The organism is Pseudomonas sp. FP1762 (genome assembly GCF_030687105.1).
GTDB classification, from domain to species: domain Bacteria; phylum Pseudomonadota; class Gammaproteobacteria; order Pseudomonadales; family Pseudomonadaceae; genus Aquipseudomonas; species Aquipseudomonas siliginis.
This window is the reverse complement of sequence record NZ_CP117458.1, coordinates 3,618,762-3,640,237: the sequence shown is the minus strand read 5'-3', so window position 1 is coordinate 3,640,237 and position 21,476 is coordinate 3,618,762. Positions and strand designations below refer to the sequence as shown.

Genomic DNA, 21,476 nt, shown 5'->3' with positions numbered 1-21,476 from the left:
ACAGTTGTTCATCGGTGTTGCTCAGGCAGTCGCCGTTGCCGGCTGTTGCCACGACTCGCTCGCCGTCTGCTCCATCGCTTCCTGAATCGCCCGTTTGCGGTTGGCTTCGGCCTTGCGGCCGAAGTACCAGACCAGGAAAGTCACCAGCGATACCGCCAGCAGAATCAGGCTGGCCACGGCGTTGATCTCAGGCTTCACGCCCAGACGCACCGCCGAGAACACTTCCATCGGCAGCGTCGTCGAGCCCGGCCCGGAAACGAAACTCGCCAGCACCAGATCGTCCAGCGACAAGGCAAACGACATCATTCCGCCGGCGGCCAGCGACGGCGCGATCATGGGGATGGTGATCAGGAAAAACACTTTGAATGGTTTGGCGCCGAGGTCCATCGCCGCTTCTTCGATCGACAGATCCAGCTCGCGAAGGCGCGCGGAGACTACCACCGCGACATAGGCTGCACAAAATGTGGTGTGGGCGATCCAGATGGTGACGATGCCGCGCTCCTGCGGCCAGCCGATCAGTTGCGCCATTGCCACGAACAGCAGCAACAGCGACAGGCCGGTGATCACTTCCGGCATCACCAACGGCGCGGTGACCAGGCCACCAAACAGCGTGCGCCCCTTGAAGCGCGTCACCCGCGTCAGCACGAAGGCCGCCAGCGTACCCAGTGCCACAGCGGCAATCGCGGTGTAGCAGGCGATTTCCAGCGAGCGCACCACCGAGCCCATCAGTTGCGTGTTGTCGAGCAGGCCGACATACCACTTCACTGACCAGCCACCCCACACCGTCACCAGTTTCGAGGCGTTGAACGAGTAGATCACCAGAATCAGCATCGGCAGATAAATGAACATCAAGCCGAAGATCAGCATGAACTTGGAAAAATTGAAGCGTTTCATCCCCGTGCCTCCATCTCTTTGGCCTGGCTGCGGTTGAACAGCAGAATCGGCACAATCAGGATCAACAGCATCACCACCGCCAGCGCGGAAGCCACCGGCCAGTCGCGGTTATTGAAGAACTCCTGCCACAGCACGCGACCGATCATCAGCGTCTCCGGGCCACCCAGCAGTTCCGGAATCACGAACTCGCCAACTACCGGAATGAACACCAGCATGCAGCCGGCAATGATGCCGTTCTTGGCCAGCGGCACGGTAATCTTCCAGAAGTTGTTGAAGTTGCTCGAACCTAGATCCTGCGCGGCTTCCAGCAGGCTGTTGTCGTGCTTGACGAGGTTGGCGTAGAGCGGCAGAACCATGAACGGCAGATAGGCGTAAACCACACCGATATAGACGGCAGTGTTGGTGTTGAGGATCTCGATCGGGTGATCGGTGAGCCCGGTCCACATCAGAAACCCGTTGAGCAGACCGTTGTTGCTGAGGATGCCCATCCACGCATACACGCGGATCAGGATCGCCGTCCAGGTCGGCATCATGATCAACAGCAGCAGGACGTTTTGCGTTTCCTTGCCGGTCTTGGTGATCGCGTAAGCCATCGGGAAACCGATCACCAGGCACATCAGCGTGCTCAGTGCCGCGACTTTCAGCGAGCCGAGGTACGCCGACAGGTACAGCTCGTCTTCGCCGAGCAGGGTGTAGTTGCCGATGTTCAGCAGCAGCTGGAATTTCTGTTCGGCGAAGGTGTAGATCTCCGAGTACGGCGGGATCGACAGCGCGGCTTCCGAAAAGCTGATCTTCATCACCAGAAAGAACGGCAGCATGAAGAACAGGAACAGCCAGATGAACGGAATGCCGATCACCAGTTTTCGTCCGCTGGGCACCAGGCGCAAAAATTGCTGATTGAAAGTTCTCATGAGCGCAGCACCACGCCGCTGTCGTCTTCCCACCAGACGTAGACTTTGTCGTCCCAGGTCGGCCGCGCGCCACGCCGCTCGGCATTGGCCATGAACGACTGGACGATCTTGCCGCCGGGCAGCTCGACGTAGAACACCGAATGGCCGCCGAGGTAGGCGATGTCATGCACCTTGCCTTCGGACCAGTTGTAGCGGAACTCCGGTTGAGTGGTGCTGACGAGCATTTTTTCCGGGCGAATGGCGTAGGTGATCGACTTGTCCTGCACCGACGTGCTGACGCCGTGACCGACATAGATCTTCTGCTGCAAGTCGGGGCTGTGAATGATCGCGTGGCCTTCGAGATCTTCCACCACGGTGCCGTCAAAGGCGTTCACGTTGCCGATGAATTCGCAGACCATGCGGCTGACCGGCGCTTCATAAATGTCCACCGGGCTGCCGATCTGCGCGATCCAGCCCAGGTGCATGATCGCGATGCGCTGGGCCATGGTCATGGCTTCTTCCTGGTCGTGGGTCACCATCACGCAGGTCACGCCAACGCGCTCGATGATTTCCACCAGCTCAAGCTGCATCTGCGACCGCAGCTTTTTATCCAGCGCGCCCATCGGCTCGTCGAGCAGCAACAGTTTCGGCCGTTTGGCCAACGAGCGGGCGAGGGCGACGCGCTGACGCTGGCCGCCGGACAACTGGTGCGGGCGGCGCTTGGCGTATTGGGTCATGTGCACCAGCCGCAGCATTTCTTCGACGCGGGCATCGATTTCGCTGGCCGGCAAACGATCCTGCTTGAGGCCGAAGGCAATGTTCTGCGCCACGGTCATGTGCGGGAACAGCGCGTAGGACTGGAACATCATGTTGATCGGCCGCTCGTACGGCGGCATGTCAGTGATGTCCACGCCATCGAGCAGAATCCGCCCCTCGGTCGGCCGCTCGAAACCGGCGAGCATGCGCAGCAGCGTCGATTTGCCCGAACCGGAACCGCCCAGCAGCGCGAAGATTTCGCCCTGATGGATCTCCAGGGACACATCGTCCACGGCCACGGTTTCGTCGAACTTCTTGGTGACACGATCGACTTTCACCAGCACCTTTTTCGGTTGCTGCTGACCTTCGAGTGCCTTGCGGTAAGTGCTGGAGGCGTTTGCCATGTGAAACTCCCAACAGGTGTCGTGTGCCTGGCCAATGTGGCCGGGCTTAAGTGGATTGCGGAGCTGCATGAGAATTACCTGCCGAACTACATCCCCCTGTGGGAGCGAGCTTGCTCGCGAATACGTCGTGTCAGTCGACATCTTTGTTGGCTGACACACTGCTTTCGCGAGCAAGCTCGCTCCCACAGGGTTTTGCATTGATCTGACAGGTATCGCTCAAACCGATCCGGCTTGTTCGGCGCCGCCGTCCTGGCTGCCTGGGTCGTACTTGTTGTTATCACGGGTGTTGCGGTTCACGACTGGCAGATGTGCAAACGCACACCCGCCAGCCGTGGGGGCAGTAAATCGTTATCGAGTCTGGGATTGCGTCAGCGCTGACTGCGCTTCGCCGCCCGTTGCCGGCACGCTGCGCCGAACGCCTGGAAAATCCTCAGGTAGTTCGGGTTGTCCAGCACTTGCCATTCCGGGTGCCATTGCACGCCGAGGGCGAAGGTCGGGCTGTGCTCGACCGAGATCGCCTCGATCAAACCGTCCGGCGCCACGGCTTCAACACGCAGGCCGGGAGCGAGGCGGTCGATGCCTTGGCTGTGAATCGAATTGACCTGAAATTCGTCGGGCAGCTCCAGCGCTTCGAACACACCGCCAGCGATCACACTGACCGCATGGGCCGGTGCATATTGCACGGCCACATCCGGGCTGTCGGCTTCGCGGTGGTCGAGCATGCCGGGCAGCTCATGCACCTTTTGATGAAGGCTGCCGCCGAACGCCACATTCATCTCCTGGAAACCACGGCAGATGCCGAGCACCGGAACGCCCGCCGCGATGGCTGCACGCAACAAAGGAAGGGTGGTGGCGTCGCGGGCCGGATCGTGATCCGTGCCGGGGGCGCTGGCCGGGCCTTGATAGTGGAAGGGCTCCACGTTCGAGGGAGAGCCGGTAAGCAACAGACCGTCGAGTTGACCGAGCAGGTCTTCGATCTCAGTCAGATTGCCGAGGGAAGGAATGACCACTGGCAACCCTTGAGCGCCAACGCTGACAGCACGTACGTACTTGTCGCCGCTGATGTGATAGGGGTGCAGGCCAATCTGTTTGACGCACGCAGTAACGCCGATCAATGGCTTGAATGCCATTTTTATTCACCTCGAAGTCTGTCACTTGAACGAGCTTTTCCGGAGCTTAGCCTCGTTGATTTTAATTAACAACTGCCATGTAAAAAATTCTAAACGCCATTCATCAAATCGCTTAGGTTTACCGGGGTTTGCCGGTAGATATGGCTCGAGAGTGTTAAGAAAAGCCCGAAAAATAAAGGCTGCAGGGCAGGGTGTTCGCTATTGACTTCACTTTGCCTTTCGGATTGACTGGCTGCGCAACACGGTGGTGAACATAATAATTAACAGCTAAATAGGTGCATCATGTCGGTCCCTCTGCGTACCGTTCAACTCAACGAAGCCAACGCATTCCTTAAGAAATATCCTGAGGTTTTGTACGTCGACCTTCTGATTGCGGATATGAACGGTGTGGTGCGCGGCAAGCGCATCGAACGCACCAGTCTTCATAAGGTGTACGAAAAAGGCATCAACCTGCCGGCGTCGCTGTTCGCGCTGGACATCAACGGCTCGACGGTGGAAAGCACCGGCCTGGGCCTGGATATCGGCGATGCCGATCGCATCTGTTACCCGATCCCCGGCACCCTGAGCATCGAGCCGTGGCAAAAACGCCCGACCGCTCAACTGCTGATGACCATGCACGAGATCGAAGGTCAGCCGTTCTTCGCTGACCCGCGTGAAGTACTGGCCAACGTTGTGCGCAAATTCGACGACCTCGGCCTGACCATCTGCGCGGCGTTCGAACTCGAGTTCTACCTGATCGACCAGGACAACGTGAATGGCCGTCCGCAATCGCCACGTTCACCGGTATCCGGCAAGCGTCCGGTGTCGACCCAGGTTTACCTGATCGACGATCTCGACGAATACGTCGATTGCCTGCAAGACATCCTCGAAGGCGCGAAAGAGCAGGGCATCCCGGCGGATGCCATCGTCAAGGAAAGCGCCCCGGCGCAGTTCGAAGTCAACCTGCATCACGTCTCCGACCCGATCAAGGCGTGCGATTACGCGGTCCTGCTCAAGCGTCTGGTGAAGAACATCGCCTACGACCACGAGATGGACACGACCTTCATGGCCAAGCCTTATCCGGGCCAGGCCGGCAATGGTTTGCACGTGCACATTTCGATTCTGGACAAAGAAGGCAACAACATCTTCGCCAGCGAGGATCCCGAGCAGAACGCCGCACTGCGTCACGCGATCGGCGGTGTGCTCGAGACCCTGCCGGCGCAAATGGCGTTCCTCTGCCCGAACGTCAACTCGTACCGCCGCTTCGGCGCACAGTTCTATGTGCCGAACTCGCCGAGCTGGGGCATCGACAACCGCACCGTGGCCGTGCGCGTGCCGACCGGTTCAGCGGACGCCGTGCGCATCGAACACCGCGTCGCCGGTGCCGATGCCAACCCGTACCTGCTGATGGCGTCGGTGCTGGCCGGCATCCACCACGGCCTGACCAACCAGATCGAGCCCGGCGCGCCGGTCGAAGGCAACAGCTACGAGCAGAACGAGCAGAGCCTGCCGAACAACCTGCGCGACGCCTTGCGCGAGCTCGACGACAGCGAAGTCATGGCGCGCTACATCGACCCGATGTACATCGACGTGTTCGTTGCGTGCAAGGAAAGCGAGCTGGCCGAGTTCGAGAACTCGATTTCTGACCTTGAGTACAACTGGTATCTGCATACGGTCTGAAGATCAAAAGCCCCTCACCCTAACCCTCTCCCGGAGGGAGAGGGGACTGACCGCGTCGTCTGGAGATATCCGGCGACCTGAACGATCCAGTCGATGATGGATTCGGCAAAGATTTTTCAGGTCGGCGCAGTTACCAGACATCCCCCGATCGGTCCCCTCTCCCTCTGGGAGAGGGCTAGGGTGAGGGCAGCGATTCCCGGCCAGACAAAGCAACCAGACCAACCCCCAAATTCCCCCTTGTCGAGCTCAAAACAATGACCACAACCCGCAACGACTGGGAACAACGCTTCCAGTCTCTGTCCATCGAATCCCGCGCCTTCATCAACGGTGAATATCGCCCGGCGATCAGCGGCGACACCTTCGAATGCCTGAGCCCGGTCGACGGCCGCTTTCTTGCCGCCGTCGCCAGCACCGATGAAGCCGACGCCAACCTGGCCGTCGAAGCCGCGCGCCAGTCCTTCAACTCCGGCATCTGGGCGAAACAAGCCCCGGCCGAGCGCAAGCGCGTGCTGATCCGCTTCGCCGATCTGATCCTGCAGCACCAGGAAGAACTGGCACTGCTGGAAACCCTCGACATGGGCAAACCGATCAGCGATTCGATGAGCATCGACATCCCGGCGACCGCCAACGCGATCCGCTGGAGCGCCGAGGCCATCGACAAGATCTACGACGAAGTCGCCGCCACGCCGCACGACCAACTTGGCCTCGTCACCCGTGAGCCCTCGGGTGTGGTCGCGGCGATCGTGCCGTGGAATTTCCCGCTGATCATGGCCAGCTGGAAGTTCGCCCCGGCGCTGGCGGCGGGTAACTCGTTCATCCTCAAACCTTCGGAAAAATCACCGCTGACCGCCATCCGCATCGCGCAACTGGCGCTGGAGGCGGGCATTCCAAAGGGCGTGTTCAACGTGCTGCCGGGCTACGGCCACACCGTCGGCAAGGCACTGGCGTTGCACCTGGACGTCGACGTGCTGGCCTTCACCGGCTCCACGGCGATCGCCAAGCAACTGATGATCTACGCGGGCCAAAGCAACATGAAACGCGTCTGGCTTGAGGCCGGCGGCAAAAGCCCGAACGTGGTGTTCGCCGACGCACCGGATCTGCGCGCAGCTGCTCAAGCGGCGGCCAGTGCCATCGCCTTCAACCAGGGCGAAGTCTGCACTGCCGGCTCGCGTCTGCTAGTCGAGCGCTCGATTCGCGAACAGTTCATTCCGTTGCTGGTAGAGGCGCTGCAAGCCTGGAAACCGGGGCACGCACTGGATCCGGCGACCACCGTCGGCGCCGTGGTCGACCAGCGTCAGCTCGATAACGTGCTGCGCTACATCAGCATCGGCCGCGAGCAGGGCGCCGAGTTGATAGCCGGCGGTCAACGCACCCTCGAAGAAACCGGTGGCCTCTACGTGCAGCCAGCGATTTTCGACGGCGTGACCAATGCGATGACCATCGCTCAGGAAGAAATCTTCGGCCCGGTGCTGTCGCTGATCACCTTCGACACTGCCGAAGAAGCCCTGCAGATCGCCAACGACAGCATCTTCGGCCTCGCCGCCGGGGTGTGGACCAGCAACCTGAGCAAGGCACACACCTTCGCCCGCGGCCTGCGCGCCGGTAGCGTCTGGGTCAACCAGTACGACGGTGGCGACATGACTGCGCCATTCGGTGGCTTCAAGCAATCGGGCAACGGTCGCGACAAATCGCTGCATGCGTTCGACAAGTACACCGAACTGAAAGCGACCTGGATCAAGCTCTGACTCTTTTACAGCGGCGGCCGCCCCTGATTGGCGGCCCTCGGAGAAACCTATGAAACAGCAACACGTAAACAGCTACTACGCCGCCACCCGCAACGAAGTCATCGACTTCCCGGTTCTCGAAGAAGCGCTGGACTGCGACGTCTGCATCATCGGCGCCGGCTACACGGGCCTGTCCTCGGCACTGTTCCTCAGCGAAGCCGGCTACAAAGTCACCGTGCTGGAAGCGGCGAAAGTCGGCTACGGCGCCAGCGGGCGCAACGGCGGGCAACTGGTCAATTCCTATAGCCGCGACGTCGATGTCATCGAAGAGCGCTACGGCGACAAGACTGCAGAAATCCTCGGCAGCATGATCTTTGAAGGCGCCGACATCATTCGTTCGCGCATCAAGGATTACGACATCAAGTGCGACTATCGCCCGGGCGGCATCTTCGCAGCGATGAACAAGAAACAACTCAATGGCCTGGCAGAGCAGAAGCGCAATTGGGAACGCTACGGCAACCGCAATCTGAAGATGCTTGATGCAGCGGACATTCGTCGCGAAGTCGGCTCCGACGCCTACGTTGGCGGCTTGCTGGACATGCAGGGTGGCCACGTTCATCCATTGAATCTGGCGCTAGGGGAGGCCGCTGCCATCGTGCGTTTGGGCGGCAAGATCTACGAGCAATCGGCGGCGGTGGAAATCGCCTACGGCGAGCCGATCACCGTGCGCACTGCCAAAGGTCTGGTCCGCGCCAAATATTTGCTGATCGCCGGCAACGCTTATCTGCCGCAAGGCCTCGACAATCGCGTCACCGCGAAAAGCATGCCGTGCGGCTCGCAGATCGTCGTCACCGAACCGCTGACCGAGCAGCAGGCGCGCAGCCTGATCACCAATAATTACTGCGTCGAGGACTGCAACTATCTGCTGGATTACTACCGCCTCACCGCTGACAACCGCCTGCTTTACGGTGGTGGTGTGGTCTACGGCGCGCGGGAGCCGGACGATATCGAGCAGCTGATCCGGCCGAAGATCCTCAAGACCTTCCCGCAGCTCAAGGACGTGAAGATCGACTACCGCTGGACCGGCAACTTCCTGCTGACCATGTCGCGCATGCCGCAATTCGGCCGCATCGAAAAGAATGCCTACTACATGCAGGGCTACAGCGGCCACGGCGTCACCTGCTCGCACCTGGCCGGCAAACTGATCTCGGAAATGATCCGCGGCGACGCCGAACGCTTCAACGCCTTCGCCTCGCTGCCGCACATGCCAATGCTCGGCGGCCGCACCTTCTCCGCACCGCTTACCGCTCTGGGCGCGGTCTACTACTCCCTGCGCGACCGCTTCGGCGTCTGACTTACCTCCCGGCGGCGGTCCGAAAGACCTCGCCGGTTTTTCACTTATGCAAAACCACTGATGTCCACTGTGGGAGCGAGCCTGCTCGCGAAGAGGCCATATCAGGCGACATCGATTCGCCAGACACTACGCTTTCGCGAGCAGGCTCGCTCCCACAGTGGCTGTATTGCCAAGGCCAACAGGACTTTTGCCGCACCATCCATCGAACCTGCTGAGCAACACCGGCAAACGTGATTTAATAGCCGCCTTTCACGGTTCCGGGACACGGGAGCAACGTGATCCGCGCGACCTGCGCGTCACCCGCCACCCACCCCCATCGCCCCTTTTACATAAGGCAGTCATGGATACGGGTTCTCGACTCAAACTAGTACGCGAAAGCTACAAACTCTCCCAGCGCGAGCTCGCCCGGCGTAGCGGCGTGACCAACGCGACCATCTCGCTGATCGAACAGAACCGCGTCAGCCCCTCCGTCAGCTCGCTGAAAAAGCTGCTCGAAGGCATACCGATGTCCCTGGCCGACTTCTTCACCTTCGACCAGCCCCCGCGCGAACACCAATACGTGTTCCGCGCCAACGAACAACCCGACCTCGGCCGCCACGGCCTGCGCCTGCTGCTCATCGGCGCCTCGGTGCCCAGCCGGCAGATGCGCCTGCTCCGCGAACAATACGCCCCCGGCGCCAGCTCCGGCGAAGAGCCGATCGTGCATGCCGAAGGCGAAGAGTGCGGACTGGTCACGCGCGGCACGGTGGAACTGACCGTGGACGGGCAGGTGAGTGTGCTGAGTGCGGGGGACGGGTATTACTTTCCGACGACGTTGCCGCATAAGTTTCGCAATATCGGCGCGGATGAGGCTGAGATTATCAGTGCGAATACGCCGGCGAATTTCTGATCGGATAACGCATATTGTTTGTTGACCCGGCATCTTTTAGGGGGTGTCGGGTTGTTTGTTCCTGCCATTCGTCACCCCTTCCGCATTTTCCCCGCGCACGCGCTTCCAATGCATAACTCACCCCCGCAGAGGAACCGCCGACATGCATAAATCCAGTCTCGCAGCATTCACCTTGGCCACGCTGTTATCCGCCACTTCGCTCTATGCAACAGCCGCCAGCGATACCCCGGCACCCACCGCTAACGACGGCAATAGCCAAACCAATCCGAGTGCGCCGGAAGACATTCATTCCAATGGCGCCACCGTGCCCAAAGGCACGCAGGGCAACACCACCAACAATGACGGCTCTACACCTTCGGGTTCCAAGCCCAGTGGTTCGAAGCAATCGAACGACAGCGGCACGAGCAGCGGTGCTGGTCAAGGTTGAGGCTGTTTGCAGATGCAGCAAGCCCGGCATCAAGCCGGGCTCTCTGTCAGGCAATCCTCGATAACCGAGACTATTTAGCCTTCCAGTTCCCGCCACTGTTTTCGCAATCAATCTTCGCCTGCGCCAAGTGCTCACCGTCGTAGTAATACGTGGTGACTTTGGCGTTGTCGGGCATGTTCAGCGGTTTGGCGCTTTTGTCTTTGCTGGTCGAGTGCGGGTTGGCGAGGGATTCCTGGGTGAGGCGGGCGGTGCAGGTGGCCTGGTAGTGGTCGTCGCAGCGATCGACTTTTTTCTTGGTGGCGTTGAGGGTGTCCTTGGTTTCGTTGCTGCAGGACCAGTTGATGGAGTCCACCGGCATGCCTTCGTACTCGTAGCAGCTGTGGGTTTCCACCGCCGGCACCGAGGCGCTGGAGGAGCGGGTCTGCACGTCGCAGCCTTCGGCCATGACGCAGGTGGGGATGATGGCGAACGTGGCGATCAGGAGCAGCAGTCGGGTTTTCATCGGCAATTCCTCTCCAATGGCGCCGCGTCTGATCGGTGATTTGGCGCTTGTCTGGTTTCGAGGCGGCGAGGGCGGGCAAGGTTCAATCGGCTTTGCGCTGCGCGATCTTCGCGTACACTGCGCAACAATCAGAAACATAAAGCGCAGGATTCGATTCCCATGGCCCAAACCCTCGAACGCGCTATCGCCATTGCCGCCACGGCCCACAGCGGGCAGGTGGACAAGGGCGGGGCGCCGTACATTCTGCATCCACTGAAAGTCATGTTGCGCATGCACACGCTGGAAGAACGCATCGTCGCTGTGCTGCACGATGTGGTCGAGGATTGTGGGGTGAGTCTGGATGATTTGCGCGGGGAAGGATTCAGCGAAGAGGTGCTGGCGGCGATTGCGGCGGTGACCAAAGTGCCCGGCGAGTCCTACGAGGATTTTGTCGACCGTGCCGCGCAAAACCCGATCGGCCGGGTGGTGAAGCTGGCGGATCTGGAAGAGAACAGCGATATCTCGCGGATTGCCTCGCCGAGTTGGGAGGATCTGGAGCGGATCGAAAAATACCGGCGGGCGATTGCACGCCTTCGCGCATAGGAATGCAAATCCCCCTGTAGGAGCTGCCGAAGGCTGCGATCCGATCGTTCCCACGCTCTGTGTGGGAATGCAGCCGGGGACGCTCTGCGTCCCAAAAGATCGCAGCCTTCGGCAGCTCCTACCAGGGACTGGTGGTGTGTCAGATAAATAGCCAGGAAGGCGAACTATGAAATCCATTGTGTGCTTGTTGATTGCGGCCGGTTTCGGCGCGTTATTGCAGTTTGAAGGCGTACCCCACGGCTTGCTGCTGGGCTCGATTGTCGTTACTGCGTTGTTCGCCAGTAAAACCGGCATCGCCCCGGCAACTCCTTATGGACTGGGCTACATCCAGGTCACGCTGGGCATCGCCACCGGGTTGATGTTCGAAGCATGGGACAGCGAAACGGCGACGACGATGGTGCCCAGCCTCGGCGTATTGCTGATCTGCCTGACCGTACAAATCGCACTCGCCGGATGGTGGCTGACACGCGGCGCCGGTTGGAACCGTACCGATGCATTGTTGGCGGTGTATCCCGGCGCATTGGCCGCAGTGTTCGATTTGCTCGAGTCGGAAAAGGCTTCGAGCAAAGTCATCATCGTGCATCTGATGCGGCTGCTGTTGATCACCGTACTGGTGAGTTTGCTCATTCCCGGGCAAGCAGCGGTGGCTGAAGTCGCCAGCGATCCGTTGACCACAGGCATGGCGCTGACCGCATGCTCAGTCATCGCTTTGAGCGTATTGCTCGGCCGCCTGTTGTTGCTGATCGGCGTCCCGGCGCCGTTCATGCTCACTGCGATCATCATCACCGCTGTATTTGTGAAGTCGGGATGGCTGCACGGTTTTCACATGCCGGAGTGGAGCCTGAACCTGGCCGCACTGATTCTCGGCGTGCGCATCGGCTCACGTTTTCAGGGACTCGGCATCGCAGAGCTGGCGCGGCATGGGCGCACCGCTCTGGTTTCGGTCGGCTTGATGATCATCGTTGCAGCGGCGTTTGCCGAGGTGGCTGCGCGCTGGCTGGGCGGTGATCCGCTGTCCCTTTGGCTGGCGTACATGCCGGGCGCGATCGAGACGATTGCGATTGTCGCGTTTGGCGGCGGGCTGAATGTGGTGTTTATCCTGACGCATCATCTGAGCCGGATGGTGTTGCTGCATTTTGCCCCGGCGTTGTTGGTGCAGGTCAGGCGGGTGCGCCAGGAAACTTGAAGCAAGCCAGTGCTGCCTGGCGATGCGGCGTGTCATTCAGATCCATCCCTCTCAGCCCAGCCCTTTCCCCCAGGGCGGCTGCGGCGCATAAGCGGCTTCGTGAGCAATTGCTGGGCTCGGTTTGACGCGCTGTCAGGCGTGGCCCAAGGCAATCGCGAACGACACGACGATCATGCAGGCGAAGGCGAAGTTGAGATTCATGGGCTGTTCATCCTGAGCTTTTGAGAGTGGGGCCATTGTGAACAGGCGCAGCGCAAAGAAAAAATTCGCCGTGTTGATTCCAATGATCGAAAGCATTGATAGCCGTTGCGTTTGTATTTGCCTGAGACTTTCGCTAGTGTCGCTGAAACCTGCAACTACAAGCACAAACAGGCATAACCATGCACGACCACTCCATCGCCGAATTGCCGTCCCTGCGCCGGCAGAAAATCCTTTTGCTTCTCGAACGTGACGGCAAGGTCATGGCCTCCGAACTGAGCCAGCATTTCGCAGTGTCCGAAGACACCATCCGCCGCGACCTTGCCGAGCTGGACAGCGCCGGACTGGTGCAGCGGGTGCATGGCGGGGCGTTGCCGCGACCGAAAGACTCGGGCAAAGATTACTTCACCCGTCTGGATGAGACCGACGAGGTCAAGGTGCGCCTGGCGCAATTGGCGGCGCAGCACATCGAGGACGGGCAGATTGTGCTGTTCGATTCCGGCTCGACCACCTTGCAGGTGGCGCGCGCGCTACCCGCCAACATCCGCATCACCGCCGTGACCGCTTCCCCACTGACGGCGATTGCCTTGTCCGAATATAAAGGTGTGAAAGTGATTCTGGCGGGTGGTGAATTGAATCCGCATTCGATGTCGGCCAGTGGTCAGGAAGCGCTGCGACTGTTGGCCGGAATCAAGGCGGATCTGGCGATTACCGGGGTGTGTGCGATTCATCCCGAGGTCGGGATTACCTCGCTGCATTTCGATGAAGTGCCGATCAAACAGGCGATGCTCGACAGTGCAGCGCGGGTGATTGCAGTGACTACGGCAGACAAGCTGGGTGCGGTGGAGCCGTTTGTGGTGGCGCCGTGTACGCGCCTGCATAGGTTGATTACCGAGCGGCATCCGGGGGCGAATGTCGAGGATTATCGGCGGCTGGGGATTGTGGTGGAGCAGTTGCCGGATTGAATTTTGTGTGGGGTTTGAGGGCCTCTTCGCGAGCAGGCTCGCTCCCACAGGGTGTTGTGTCGTGCACAAATCCAATGTGGGAGCGAGCCTGCTCGCGATAGGGCCAGTAAATTCAGCGCAACCGCTCGAGCATCTGGTAATACCACATCCCCGCCGCCAGCAACGGATTGCCTAGCAGGTCGCCCATTGGCACGCGGATGTGCTGGCACGCGGCGAAGGTATCGAACTGTTCCATTTGCCCGGTGATTGCCCGGCTCATGATCTCGCCCATGATGTGTGTGGTGGCGATGCCGTGTCCCGAGTAGCCCTGGCAATACCAGACGTTGTCCGAAAGCTTGCCCAGTTGCGGGATGCGGTTGATGACGATGCCCATCGCGCAGCTCCACTGGTAATCGATCGGGACACCTTTGAGCGCCGGGAATGTGCGCTCGATGCACGGGCGCAGTTCCGCAGCAATGTCGCGCGAATCCTTGCCGCTGTAGTTGGCGCCGCCGCCGAACAGCAAACGGCCGTCGGCGGTGAGCCGGTAGTAATCGAGGACGAAGCGGCAGTCGTACACGGCGAGGTCTTCGGGGTTGATCTGTTTTGCCAGATCACCCAGCGGCGCGGTGGTGACGATGCCGCCCATGGCCGGGAAGATCTTGCCCTTGAGCTGACCCGGTTCGAGCTTGTGATAGACGTCACCGGCGAGCATCACCTGATTGGCGTCGATCTGACCGTGAGCGGTGCGCACGCCAGGTGTGTCGCCGTGAATGATCTCCAGCACTTCACTGTTTTCGAAGATCTGCGCGCCCAGGCTTTCGGCTGCGCGTGCTTCGCCAATGCACAGGTTGAGCGGGTGCAGGTGCATGTTGCGGGTGTTCTTGATGGCGCCGTGGTAGAGCTCGCTTTGCAGCAGGTCGCGAACCTGGCTGCGGTCGAGCAGGCTCACTTCATCGCCCAATCCGCGACGCACGGCTTCGTCGTAATCCTTGCGCAGATCGACCATGTGGCTCGGCTTGTACGCCGCGTGCAAGTGGCCGTGTTTGAGGTCGCACTGGATCGCATATTTCTCGACGCGCTCGCGGATGATTTCATGCCCGCGCCAGCGCAGATGCCAGATGAAATCGTCCACGTCATCGCCAAGTTTCGCGCGCATCTGTTTGCGCATCGCGCCGTCGCCGGAAAGGCTGCCGGTGACTTGCCCGCCATTGCGCCCGGTGGCGCCCCAGCCGATCTTGTGGCTTTCGACGATGGCGACTTTCAGGCCTTTTTCCGCCAGCTCGACGGCAGTGGCGACGCCAGTGAAACCGCCGCCGATGATCACCACATCGACCTTGTGCCGACCTTGCAGGGTCGGGTAGTCGGTGTCGTGGTTGAGGGTGGCGGTGTAGTAGGAATTGCAGCGAATGGTCATGTCAGGGTCCACAAAAATTCTAGTTCGAAGTGCATTCCCTGTGGGAGCGAGCCTGCTCGCGAAAGCGGTGTGTCAGTCACCCAAAATGTTGAATGTGACGACGCCTTCGCGAGCAGGCTCGCTCCCACAGGTTCGGTGTTGGATCTTTAAGCTTCGGTCAGGTACCACCGCCAATCCTGCTCACCCACTTCAGCCATGAACTGCCGATACTCGGCACGCTTTACCGCCAGATACACACCAAGAAATTCCTGCCCCAATGCCTCCCGTGCCCACGTGGAATTTTCCAGCGCCTGCAACGACGTCAGCCAATCGGTCGGCAGTAGTTCTTTCGCTTGGGCATAACCATTGCCCTCGACCGGTGCCCCCGGATCCAGCTCTTCACGAATGCCACGATGAATGCCGGCGAGGATCGCTGCCGCTGCCAGATACGGGTTGGCGTCGGCGCCGCAGATGCGGTGTTCGATGTGTCGCGTAGGAGCCGGGCCGCCGGGAACGCGCAGGCTGACCGTGCGGTTGTCGACGCCCCAGGTCGGCGCCAGTGGCGCATAGCTGTTGGCCTGGAAACGCCGGTAAGAGTTGGCGTTGGGGCAGAACAGCAGCAGCGAATCAAGCAGCGAGGCGAGCATGCCGCCAATCGCCGTGCGCAACAGTGGCGTGCCGGCTGGGTCTTCAGACGCGAACAGATTACACCCCTCGGCATCGGCGAGACTGACGTGCATGTGCATGCCGGTGCCGGCCAGATCATCGAACGGTTTGGCCATGAACGTCGCCTGCATGCCGTGCCTGTGCGCCACGCCTTTGACCAGACGTTTGTAGCGTACCGCCTGATCCATCGCCTCCAGTGCGTCGCCATGTTCGAGGGTGATTTCGACCTGACCCGGCGCGTATTCGGAGATCGCCGTGCGCGCCGGAATGCCGTGCAGTTTGCACGCGCTGTAGAGGTCGGCGAGGAACGGCTCGATCTGTTCCAGCTCGCGCAAACCGTAGACTTGCGTGTGTCGCGGTCGCCCGCCGTCGGCGTCCAGCGCCGGTTGCGGGCGGCCGTTGTGGTCGCGTTTGGCATCGAGCAGATAGAACTCCAGCTCGCACGCCATGATCGGGTGGAAACCCTCGGCCTTCAGTCCGTCGATCACCTTGATCAACAGGTGCCGAGGGTCAGCGATGCTCGCCGGCAGGCCCTCGCTCGGGTGCATGCTGACCTGCACCGCAGCGGTTGGAATCTGTCGCCACGGCAGGCGCACCAGACTGCCTTGCAGCGGATAGGCGCGGCAGTCGATGTCGCCGACGTCCCACACCAGCCCGGAGTTCTCGACGTCCTCGCCTTGTACAGTCAGACCAAGGATGGTGCTCGGCAGCGGTCGGCCGCTTTCGTACACGGCGAGCAGTTCTTCGCGATGCAACAGCTTGCCGCGCGGCACGCCGTTGGCGTCGAGGATGAACAGTTCGATCATGTCGATATCGGGGTTCTGTTCGAGGAACAGGCGTGCGTCTTCGATGGCTGCGAATTTCATGGCAAATCACTCACGGTGGCGCCGCACAGGCGCGCAGATTCGGCCGGACACGACGCGACAAAATGGCGTAAGTGTCCCGGCAGGGATATCAGGAAAATCGGGAAATTGACTGTCGCGGTTTCAGCTCACGCGATCAGGCAGGAACGGCGATATCCGGCGGGCGTGCGGAATGACGCAGCTTGGAACGGCGCAGGGCCATGGGCAGATTGACGATGCGGTTCATACGCGGCCCCTGTTGCAGTGGGCGCGTACAGCAGAGACGTGCAACCTTTGGGGTTGTTGTGGTGACGTACTCATAACGCGTGTTTCCGTTGGCGGAAAGCGTCGGCGGCAGGGCAGGCCCGGCGACCGGTGTGCCCGGATAGTAAGGGGGAATTTGCGCGCGTGTAAATGGAAGATTCGTCGGTGGCGCTTTCCGGCGTTTGGGCTGATTGGCCGAGTTGCCTTTTTCGCGAGCAGGCTCGCTCCCACAGGAGAATGCATTTCAACTGTGGGAGCGAGCCTGCTCGCGAATGGCCGCACCTCGGTCCCGAGCGGACGCGCCGGGCCATCTCGTTGTTTGCCGCTGAGCCATTCAGCGCAGCACGTAGTCGTCCGGCTCCGGCGCGGGGGGCAATGGCGAGACGCCCAGTTCGTACAGCACATCGCGCTCCAGGGTGCGCACCAGTGCATCGGTCGGCAGATCGTTTTCATCGCGCCCGAACGGGTCTTCGAGTTCATCGGCAATCGCGTCGAAGCCGAAAAAGGTGTAGCTGACAATTGCCGTGAACAGCGGCGTCAACCAACCCAGCGATTGCGCCATGGCGAACGGCAGCAGCAGGCAGAACAGGTAGATGGTGCGGTGCAGCAGCAGGGTGTAAGGGAAGGGCAGTGGTGTGTTCTTGATCCGGTCGCACACCGCTTGGGCCTGGCTCAGACAGGTCAGGTGATTGGCCAGCAATTGATAACGCCATGGCGACAGCACACCGGCCGTTTCCAGCTCGGAACACTGGCGCCCGAGCTGATGAAGGATCTGTCCGCAGTGATCCGGCGCAGCCCCATCGATCGGTGGGCTGACCCAGTCGGCACTGGCCTGCTCCTCGCTGTCTCCACGCAGCCGTGCATTCAACGCGTGGGCGAAACCGCACAGGTTGCGCAACAGTTGTCCACGCAGGCGGGTGTCATCGAGGTCTTGGGTTTCGCGCATCACCGCGCGCACCCGCAACAGCACCTCGCCCCAGGCCTTGCGCCCCTCGTACCAACGGTCGTAACAAGCGTTGTTGCGAAAGCTCAGGAAAATCGACAGCGACAGGCCGAGCAGGGTGAACGGTGTCGAATTGATCTGGGCGAAGTAGCTCGGCACCAGAAGTTCGATCAGCACAATCGCCGCCGCCAGCAGTGTCAGCATCAAGGTGCGCACGGCGATGCGTTTGGCGATCGAGCCTCGGAGGGTGAACAGCACGGCGAACTGATTGGGTCTCGGTCTGACGATCATCTCGCGGTCCCGGTTGCGCGGCGTTTCAACCGCCGGTCATGTTCATGAAACGCACCACTTGTACGTCGTCGTTGACTTCGAAATTGTGTCGATACGGCTTGAGTTTCATCGCCTCGATGATCGCGTTTTCCAGGCGTTCCGGGTGGCCGGGATGGGCGCGCAACACCGCTTTGAGGTCCATCGAATGCTCGTTGCCCAGGCACAGCAGCAAGCGACCTTCTACGGTCAGGCGCACGCGATTGCAGGTGCCGCAGAAGTTGTGGCTGTGCGGCGAAATGAAGCCCAGACGAATGTTTGGTGCTTCCGCCACGCGCCAGTAGCGCGACGGCCCTTGCGTCGATTCGGTCGAGTCGATCAGGGTGAAGCGTTCGGCAATGCGTTCGCGCACTTGCGCGCTGGAGTAGAAGGATTCGGCGCGGCTGTGTTCGGCGATCGCGCCCAGCGGCATCTCTTCGATGAAGGAAATATCCAGATCACGCTCGATGGCGAAACTGACCAGATCGTTGATCTCGTGATCGTTGCGGCCCTGCATCACCACGCAATTGAGTTTGGTACGGGTGAAACCGGCGGCACGTGCGGCATCGATGCCGTCGATGACCTGCGCCAGATCGCCGGTACGGGTCAGCTCTTTGAAGCGCTGCGGATCGAGGCTGTCGAGGCTGATGTTGAGACGCTTGACCCCGGCGTCGAACAGCGGCCTGGCCAGTCGGCCCAATTGCGAGCCGTTGGTGGTCAGGCACAGCTCGCGCAGGCCGGGCAGGGCGGCGATCTGTTCGCAGAGTTGCACGACACCGGGGCGGATCAGCGGCTCGCCACCCGTGAGGCGGATCTTGCGCGTGCCGAGGGCGACGAAGCTTTGCGCCACCTGGAACAGCTCTTCGAGGGTGAGGATCTGCTGGCGCGGCAGGAACTGCATGTCCTCGGCCATGCAATAGACGCAGCGAAAATCGCAGCGGTCGGTCACCGACAGGCGCAGATAATCCACGCGGCGGTTGTGACCATCGATCAATTCACGCTGTGTCATGGGCTCGCCTCGTGGATGTGGAACGCCGTCAGCGGGCGCAGATCGCGCAGGGTAGGCTGCGCTCGCCACGCCGTCCAATCACTCTGGCTGACCGAGTGATTGACGGCGTCGATGATGCCTTACGGTGCGCCAAACATTGCCGTCCAGTAAATGCCGGCGTTGCTTTTCGGATCGGTCGCGTAAGCGGCGCCCAGTTCCTGATATTGCGGATTCATCAGATTGGCGCAATGGCCTGGGCTGGCGAGCCAGCCGTCAACGACCTTGCCGACGGTGTCTTGCCCGGCGGCGATGTTTTCACCGACCAGTTGTCCGCTGTAACCGGACAGTTCGGCGCGGTCGCCCGGCGTGCGGCCGTCGCGGTCCTTGTGGTCGAGGTAATTGTTGTTGGCCATGTCGCGGCTGTGATCCTGAGCGACAGTGCCCAGCGTGGCATTCCACGCCAGCGGTGCTGCCGCCGCGAAGGACTGGCCGCCGCACTGGCGCGCCTGGCTGCGCGCGGTATTGAGTTGCGCCAGCAGCTTTTGCCCTTCGCTTTGTGCATCGCCGAGTTTCGCCGTCAGCAACGGCCGCGCGAGGACGATGCGCCAATCGCGGTCAACGCGGTTGACACCGATATCGACAAACTGCGGATCGAGCACCACCTGACAGAAGCTTTCCTGAATCGCCTTCATTGCTGACGCCGCATCGCGGGGGCCGTTGAGGGTGATCGCCTGCACGTTGACCATCGGGTAGTGGGCGCTGGTCATGGCCTGCTGCAGATCAACCGCGCCGCTGGCCGGCAGGCGCAGCCGTGGATCGGCCGACAGCGGTGGCAACTCGTTTGACGCCTGCGTGCCGCAACGCTGGGGCTGGCTGCGATAGCTGTTGATCGACTCGATCAATTGCAGTTCATCGGCGGCCAGCGCCGAGGTGGCGAACACCACGCCCAGCGACAATGCGGCATAACGCAAAACGGACGGCATGAAGCGCATGGAAATCTCCCTTGAGCTGAATGCGCCCATGATGCGCGAAAGGCCCCCGGTGAGTGAATGTGTTTTTCTTTGCGGCGGATTTTTTCTGCGCTGGTGTGGCCGCTCATTTGCTCGCTACACTCTGCGAAGACCCCGCAAACCGGGCGTCTCACCGACGTAACATCTTGCCCCGGGCGGGCGCTGACGGAAGAATCGACATGGGATCGAAAGGCTTGGCGGGCGGTTTGTTGTGGATCTTTTTGACCGGCGCGGCATGGGCCGGGGCGCAGGCGCCGATCGAGGCCAAGGCCGAACAGAAAGCCGAGGTGCTTGAAGAGAAAGCGGCGGATAAAGTCAGCGCTGCTCCGGCGCCGAAATCCGAGGCCATCACCCCCACCGAAGCGCAGGCGGTAGACCCGGCCGGTGTCGCGCCGCTGGACGATCCGCTGACCTGTCTGGCGCGCAGTATTTACTGGGAAGCCAAGGGCAAGGACACCCCGGAAATGGAAGCCGTCGCCAGTGTGGTGATGAATCGCCTCGGCCATGACGGCTTTCCCGACACGGTATGCGCGGTGGTCAAGCAAGGTTCGGAAAGCGGCAATTGCCAGTTTTCCTGGTGGTGCGATGGCAGGCCCGATCAGGTCAAGGAAGACGCCGAATACGCGCTGGCCAAGGAGATCGCCGGCAAGGCGTTGAACCGTCAGCTCAAGGACCGCACGCGCGGTGCCCTGTATTTTCATGATCGCGGCGTGCACCCGAGTTGGGCCAAGGCCTATCGCAACACGGCGCAGACCGGCAGGTTCCTGTTCTACAAACCCGCCGGAGGCGACGCGCGTTAACTGGCGTGGGTGTTGAGAATGCTCGCCACCTGCTGCGGCTGGCAGTTCAGATACGGTGACTTCTGCAACCAGCGTTGATCCGGATACCAGGAAAACATGAACTGGCCGTTCTTCAGGCGATCGATCACCTGTTTGGCGATCTGCGGCCGCACGGCGGGGCAACCCTGACTGCGGCCGATACGCCCCTGACGCTTGCTCCACAGCGGGTTCACGTAACTGGCAGCATGAATCACGATCGCGCGATCGCGGGCCAGATCATTGAAACCGGGCTCCAGACCGTCCATGCGCAGCGAGTAGCCGTGAGTACCTTCGTAGCTTTCCTGAGTGCGGAACAGGCCGAGGCTGGACTGATAACTGCCTTCGCGATTGGAAAACTGCGTGGCGAAGTTTTCCCCGGAGTTGGAACCGTGGGCAACCAGATCACGCAGCACCAGCTTCTTTTTGCTCAGATCGAAGATCCACAGACGGCGTTCGGTGGACGGTTGCGAGTAATCGATGATCGCCAGATGCCGCGAGGGTTTCGCGCCGTTGTTGACCGCGCATTGCATGGCGTTCAATGCACCTTTGAGCGCTTGGGGATTGAGTTCCGGCGCGGCGTGGGCGAGGCTGTTGTAGAGAACCGGCGATGGCTTGCCGGCGGCAAATACTGGGCTGGTCACGGCGACAAGGGTCGCGGTGCTCAACAGAAGTCGGCGCAAAAACGTCAACATTTTATAAAGTGT

General features: G+C 60.8%; 21 protein-coding genes. 9 read left to right on the top strand and 12 right to left on the bottom strand.

Features of this window, described 5'->3' with window-relative positions:
• Nucleotides 1-21: 21 nt before the first annotated feature.
• The 4 genes from PSH90_RS16120 to PSH90_RS16105 all read right to left on the bottom strand — a co-directional run bounded on the left by PSH90_RS16120 (nt 22) and on the right by PSH90_RS16105 (nt 4,074).
• The gene (locus PSH90_RS16120; protein ID WP_305381019.1) at nt 22-894 is read right to left on the bottom strand and encodes an ABC transporter permease subunit; all 873 of its coding nucleotides are present in this window, start codon (nt 892-894) and stop codon (nt 22-24) included.
• Nucleotides 891-1,805: an ABC transporter permease subunit gene (locus PSH90_RS16115; RefSeq protein ID WP_024013334.1), complete on the bottom strand. Its 915-nt coding sequence runs from the start codon at nt 1,803-1,805 to the stop codon at nt 891-893. Before PSH90_RS16115 ends, PSH90_RS16120 begins: the two co-directional genes overlap by 4 nt.
• Nucleotides 1,802-2,944, bottom strand: a complete 1,143-nt coding sequence (gene potA, locus PSH90_RS16110) for a polyamine ABC transporter ATP-binding protein (protein WP_024013333.1) — start codon at nt 2,942-2,944, stop codon at nt 1,802-1,804. The genes PSH90_RS16115 and potA overlap by 4 nt, the downstream gene beginning before the upstream one ends.
• A gap of 368 nt (nt 2,945-3,312) precedes the next feature.
• The gene (locus PSH90_RS16105; protein ID WP_305381018.1) at nt 3,313-4,074 is read right to left on the bottom strand and encodes a gamma-glutamyl-gamma-aminobutyrate hydrolase family protein; all 762 of its coding nucleotides are present in this window, start codon (nt 4,072-4,074) and stop codon (nt 3,313-3,315) included.
• A gap of 282 nt (nt 4,075-4,356) precedes the next feature.
• Here PSH90_RS16105 and PSH90_RS16100 point away from each other — a divergent pair, with 282 nt between their 5' ends.
• The 5 genes from PSH90_RS16100 (at nt 4,357) to PSH90_RS16080 (ending at nt 10,127) form a co-directional block, all read left to right on the top strand.
• Nucleotides 4,357-5,733: a glutamine synthetase family protein gene (locus tag PSH90_RS16100; protein WP_007918694.1), complete on the top strand. Its 1,377-nt coding sequence runs from the start codon at nt 4,357-4,359 to the stop codon at nt 5,731-5,733.
• A 254-nt stretch (nt 5,734-5,987) separates the two neighbouring features.
• Nucleotides 5,988-7,478: an aldehyde dehydrogenase gene (locus tag PSH90_RS16095; protein WP_305381017.1), complete on the top strand. Its 1,491-nt coding sequence runs from the start codon at nt 5,988-5,990 to the stop codon at nt 7,476-7,478.
• Between the two features lie 49 nt (nt 7,479-7,527).
• The gene (locus PSH90_RS16090) at nt 7,528-8,811 is read left to right on the top strand and encodes an FAD-binding oxidoreductase (RefSeq protein WP_305381015.1); all 1,284 of its coding nucleotides are present in this window, start codon (nt 7,528-7,530) and stop codon (nt 8,809-8,811) included.
• A 340-nt stretch (nt 8,812-9,151) separates the two neighbouring features.
• A complete protein-coding gene (locus tag PSH90_RS16085) occupies nt 9,152-9,700 on the top strand; it encodes a cupin domain-containing protein (protein WP_011333561.1) in 549 nt (182 codons plus the stop codon).
• Between the two features lie 142 nt (nt 9,701-9,842).
• Nucleotides 9,843-10,127 carry a hypothetical protein gene (locus PSH90_RS16080; RefSeq protein WP_305381013.1) on the top strand — a complete coding sequence of 95 codons (285 nt, stop codon included), beginning with the start codon at nt 9,843-9,845 and terminating at the stop codon, nt 10,125-10,127.
• Between the two features lie 70 nt (nt 10,128-10,197).
• Here the strand turns inward: PSH90_RS16080 and PSH90_RS16075 are convergent, their stop codons facing one another.
• A complete protein-coding gene (locus tag PSH90_RS16075) occupies nt 10,198-10,629 on the bottom strand; it encodes a hypothetical protein (RefSeq protein ID WP_024013328.1) in 432 nt (143 codons plus the stop codon).
• Between the two features lie 159 nt (nt 10,630-10,788).
• Here PSH90_RS16075 and PSH90_RS16070 point away from each other — a divergent pair, with 159 nt between their 5' ends.
• The gene (locus tag PSH90_RS16070) at nt 10,789-11,211 is read left to right on the top strand and encodes an HD domain-containing protein (protein ID WP_056789098.1); all 423 of its coding nucleotides are present in this window, start codon (nt 10,789-10,791) and stop codon (nt 11,209-11,211) included.
• Nucleotides 11,212-11,377: 166 nt separating this feature from the next.
• Nucleotides 11,378-12,397, top strand: a complete 1,020-nt coding sequence (locus PSH90_RS16065; RefSeq protein WP_305381012.1) for an AbrB family transcriptional regulator — start codon at nt 11,378-11,380, stop codon at nt 12,395-12,397.
• Between the two features lie 132 nt (nt 12,398-12,529).
• On the opposite strand, the gene PSH90_RS16060 is transcribed toward PSH90_RS16065, so the two are convergent.
• Nucleotides 12,530-12,694 carry a hypothetical protein gene (locus PSH90_RS16060; RefSeq protein WP_163012744.1) on the bottom strand — a complete coding sequence of 55 codons (165 nt, stop codon included), beginning with the start codon at nt 12,692-12,694 and terminating at the stop codon, nt 12,530-12,532.
• 83 nt (nt 12,695-12,777) lie between these two features.
• On the opposite strand from PSH90_RS16060, the gene PSH90_RS16055 reads away from it, so the two are divergent.
• Entirely contained in the window at nt 12,778-13,560 is a 783-nt protein-coding gene (locus PSH90_RS16055; RefSeq protein WP_305381011.1) for a DeoR/GlpR family DNA-binding transcription regulator, read from the top strand.
• A 112-nt stretch (nt 13,561-13,672) separates the two neighbouring features.
• On the opposite strand, the gene PSH90_RS16050 is transcribed toward PSH90_RS16055, so the two are convergent.
• The 5 genes from PSH90_RS16050 to PSH90_RS16030 all read right to left on the bottom strand — a co-directional run bounded on the left by PSH90_RS16050 (nt 13,673) and on the right by PSH90_RS16030 (nt 19,936).
• Nucleotides 13,673-14,956 carry an FAD-binding oxidoreductase gene (locus PSH90_RS16050; RefSeq protein WP_305381010.1) on the bottom strand — a complete coding sequence of 428 codons (1,284 nt, stop codon included), beginning with the start codon at nt 14,954-14,956 and terminating at the stop codon, nt 13,673-13,675.
• 146 nt (nt 14,957-15,102) lie between these two features.
• Nucleotides 15,103-16,467, bottom strand: coding sequence for a glutamine synthetase family protein (locus tag PSH90_RS16045; RefSeq protein ID WP_305381008.1), 1,365 nt, complete (start codon nt 16,465-16,467; stop codon nt 15,103-15,105).
• Nucleotides 16,468-17,041: 574 nt separating this feature from the next.
• Nucleotides 17,042-17,941 carry a bestrophin family protein gene (locus tag PSH90_RS16040; RefSeq protein WP_305381006.1) on the bottom strand — a complete coding sequence of 300 codons (900 nt, stop codon included), beginning with the start codon at nt 17,939-17,941 and terminating at the stop codon, nt 17,042-17,044.
• Nucleotides 17,942-17,966: 25 nt separating this feature from the next.
• Nucleotides 17,967-18,965 (bottom strand): GTP 3',8-cyclase MoaA, encoded by a 999-nt coding sequence (gene moaA / locus PSH90_RS16035; protein WP_041480911.1) that lies wholly within the window; start codon nt 18,963-18,965, stop codon nt 17,967-17,969.
• A 119-nt stretch (nt 18,966-19,084) separates the two neighbouring features.
• Nucleotides 19,085-19,936, bottom strand: a complete 852-nt coding sequence (locus PSH90_RS16030) for a CAP domain-containing protein (RefSeq protein WP_095181988.1) — start codon at nt 19,934-19,936, stop codon at nt 19,085-19,087.
• A 197-nt stretch (nt 19,937-20,133) separates the two neighbouring features.
• Here PSH90_RS16030 and PSH90_RS16025 point away from each other — a divergent pair, with 197 nt between their 5' ends.
• On the top strand, nt 20,134-20,754 hold the full coding sequence (locus PSH90_RS16025; RefSeq protein WP_305381004.1) for a cell wall hydrolase: 621 nt from the start codon (nt 20,134-20,136) through the stop codon (nt 20,752-20,754).
• Here the strand turns inward: PSH90_RS16025 and PSH90_RS16020 are convergent.
• Complete coding sequence (locus PSH90_RS16020; RefSeq protein ID WP_016775166.1) at nt 20,751-21,464, bottom strand: murein L,D-transpeptidase catalytic domain family protein; 714 nt, start codon at nt 21,462-21,464, stop codon at nt 20,751-20,753. The two genes, PSH90_RS16025 and PSH90_RS16020, sit on opposite strands and share 4 nt — an antisense overlap.
• Nucleotides 21,465-21,476: the final 12 nt, after the last annotated feature.

What these genes read in the sequence shown, in the direction of transcription:
- potA (WP_024013333.1), bottom strand. Translation starts at nt 2,944, where the DNA reads ATGGCAAACGCCTCCAGCACTTACCGCAAGGCACTCGAAGGTCAGCAG.
- PSH90_RS16065 (WP_305381012.1), top strand. Translation starts at nt 11,378, where the DNA reads ATGAAATCCATTGTGTGCTTGTTGATTGCGGCCGGTTTCGGCGCGTTA.
- PSH90_RS16080 (WP_305381013.1), top strand. Translation starts at nt 9,843, where the DNA reads ATGCATAAATCCAGTCTCGCAGCATTCACCTTGGCCACGCTGTTATCC.
- PSH90_RS16045 (WP_305381008.1), bottom strand. Translation starts at nt 16,467, where the DNA reads ATGAAATTCGCAGCCATCGAAGACGCACGCCTGTTCCTCGAACAGAAC.
- PSH90_RS16055 (WP_305381011.1), top strand. Translation starts at nt 12,778, where the DNA reads ATGCACGACCACTCCATCGCCGAATTGCCGTCCCTGCGCCGGCAGAAA.
- PSH90_RS16070 (WP_056789098.1), top strand. Translation starts at nt 10,789, where the DNA reads ATGGCCCAAACCCTCGAACGCGCTATCGCCATTGCCGCCACGGCCCAC.
- PSH90_RS16075 (WP_024013328.1), bottom strand. Translation starts at nt 10,629, where the DNA reads ATGAAAACCCGACTGCTGCTCCTGATCGCCACGTTCGCCATCATCCCC.
- PSH90_RS16100 (WP_007918694.1), top strand. Translation starts at nt 4,357, where the DNA reads ATGTCGGTCCCTCTGCGTACCGTTCAACTCAACGAAGCCAACGCATTC.
- PSH90_RS16050 (WP_305381010.1), bottom strand. Translation starts at nt 14,956, where the DNA reads ATGACCATTCGCTGCAATTCCTACTACACCGCCACCCTCAACCACGAC.
- PSH90_RS16115 (WP_024013334.1), bottom strand. Translation starts at nt 1,805, where the DNA reads ATGAGAACTTTCAATCAGCAATTTTTGCGCCTGGTGCCCAGCGGACGA.
- PSH90_RS16025 (WP_305381004.1), top strand. Translation starts at nt 20,134, where the DNA reads ATGGGATCGAAAGGCTTGGCGGGCGGTTTGTTGTGGATCTTTTTGACC.
- PSH90_RS16060 (WP_163012744.1), bottom strand. Translation starts at nt 12,694, where the DNA reads ATGCTTTCGATCATTGGAATCAACACGGCGAATTTTTTCTTTGCGCTG.
- PSH90_RS16020 (WP_016775166.1), bottom strand. Translation starts at nt 21,464, where the DNA reads ATGTTGACGTTTTTGCGCCGACTTCTGTTGAGCACCGCGACCCTTGTC.
- PSH90_RS16040 (WP_305381006.1), bottom strand. Translation starts at nt 17,941, where the DNA reads ATGATCGTCAGACCGAGACCCAATCAGTTCGCCGTGCTGTTCACCCTC.
- PSH90_RS16090 (WP_305381015.1), top strand. Translation starts at nt 7,528, where the DNA reads ATGAAACAGCAACACGTAAACAGCTACTACGCCGCCACCCGCAACGAA.
- PSH90_RS16095 (WP_305381017.1), top strand. Translation starts at nt 5,988, where the DNA reads ATGACCACAACCCGCAACGACTGGGAACAACGCTTCCAGTCTCTGTCC.
- moaA (WP_041480911.1), bottom strand. Translation starts at nt 18,965, where the DNA reads ATGACACAGCGTGAATTGATCGATGGTCACAACCGCCGCGTGGATTAT.
- PSH90_RS16120 (WP_305381019.1), bottom strand. Translation starts at nt 894, where the DNA reads ATGAAACGCTTCAATTTTTCCAAGTTCATGCTGATCTTCGGCTTGATG.
- PSH90_RS16030 (WP_095181988.1), bottom strand. Translation starts at nt 19,936, where the DNA reads ATGCGCTTCATGCCGTCCGTTTTGCGTTATGCCGCATTGTCGCTGGGC.
- PSH90_RS16085 (WP_011333561.1), top strand. Translation starts at nt 9,152, where the DNA reads ATGGATACGGGTTCTCGACTCAAACTAGTACGCGAAAGCTACAAACTC.
- PSH90_RS16105 (WP_305381018.1), bottom strand. Translation starts at nt 4,074, where the DNA reads ATGGCATTCAAGCCATTGATCGGCGTTACTGCGTGCGTCAAACAGATT.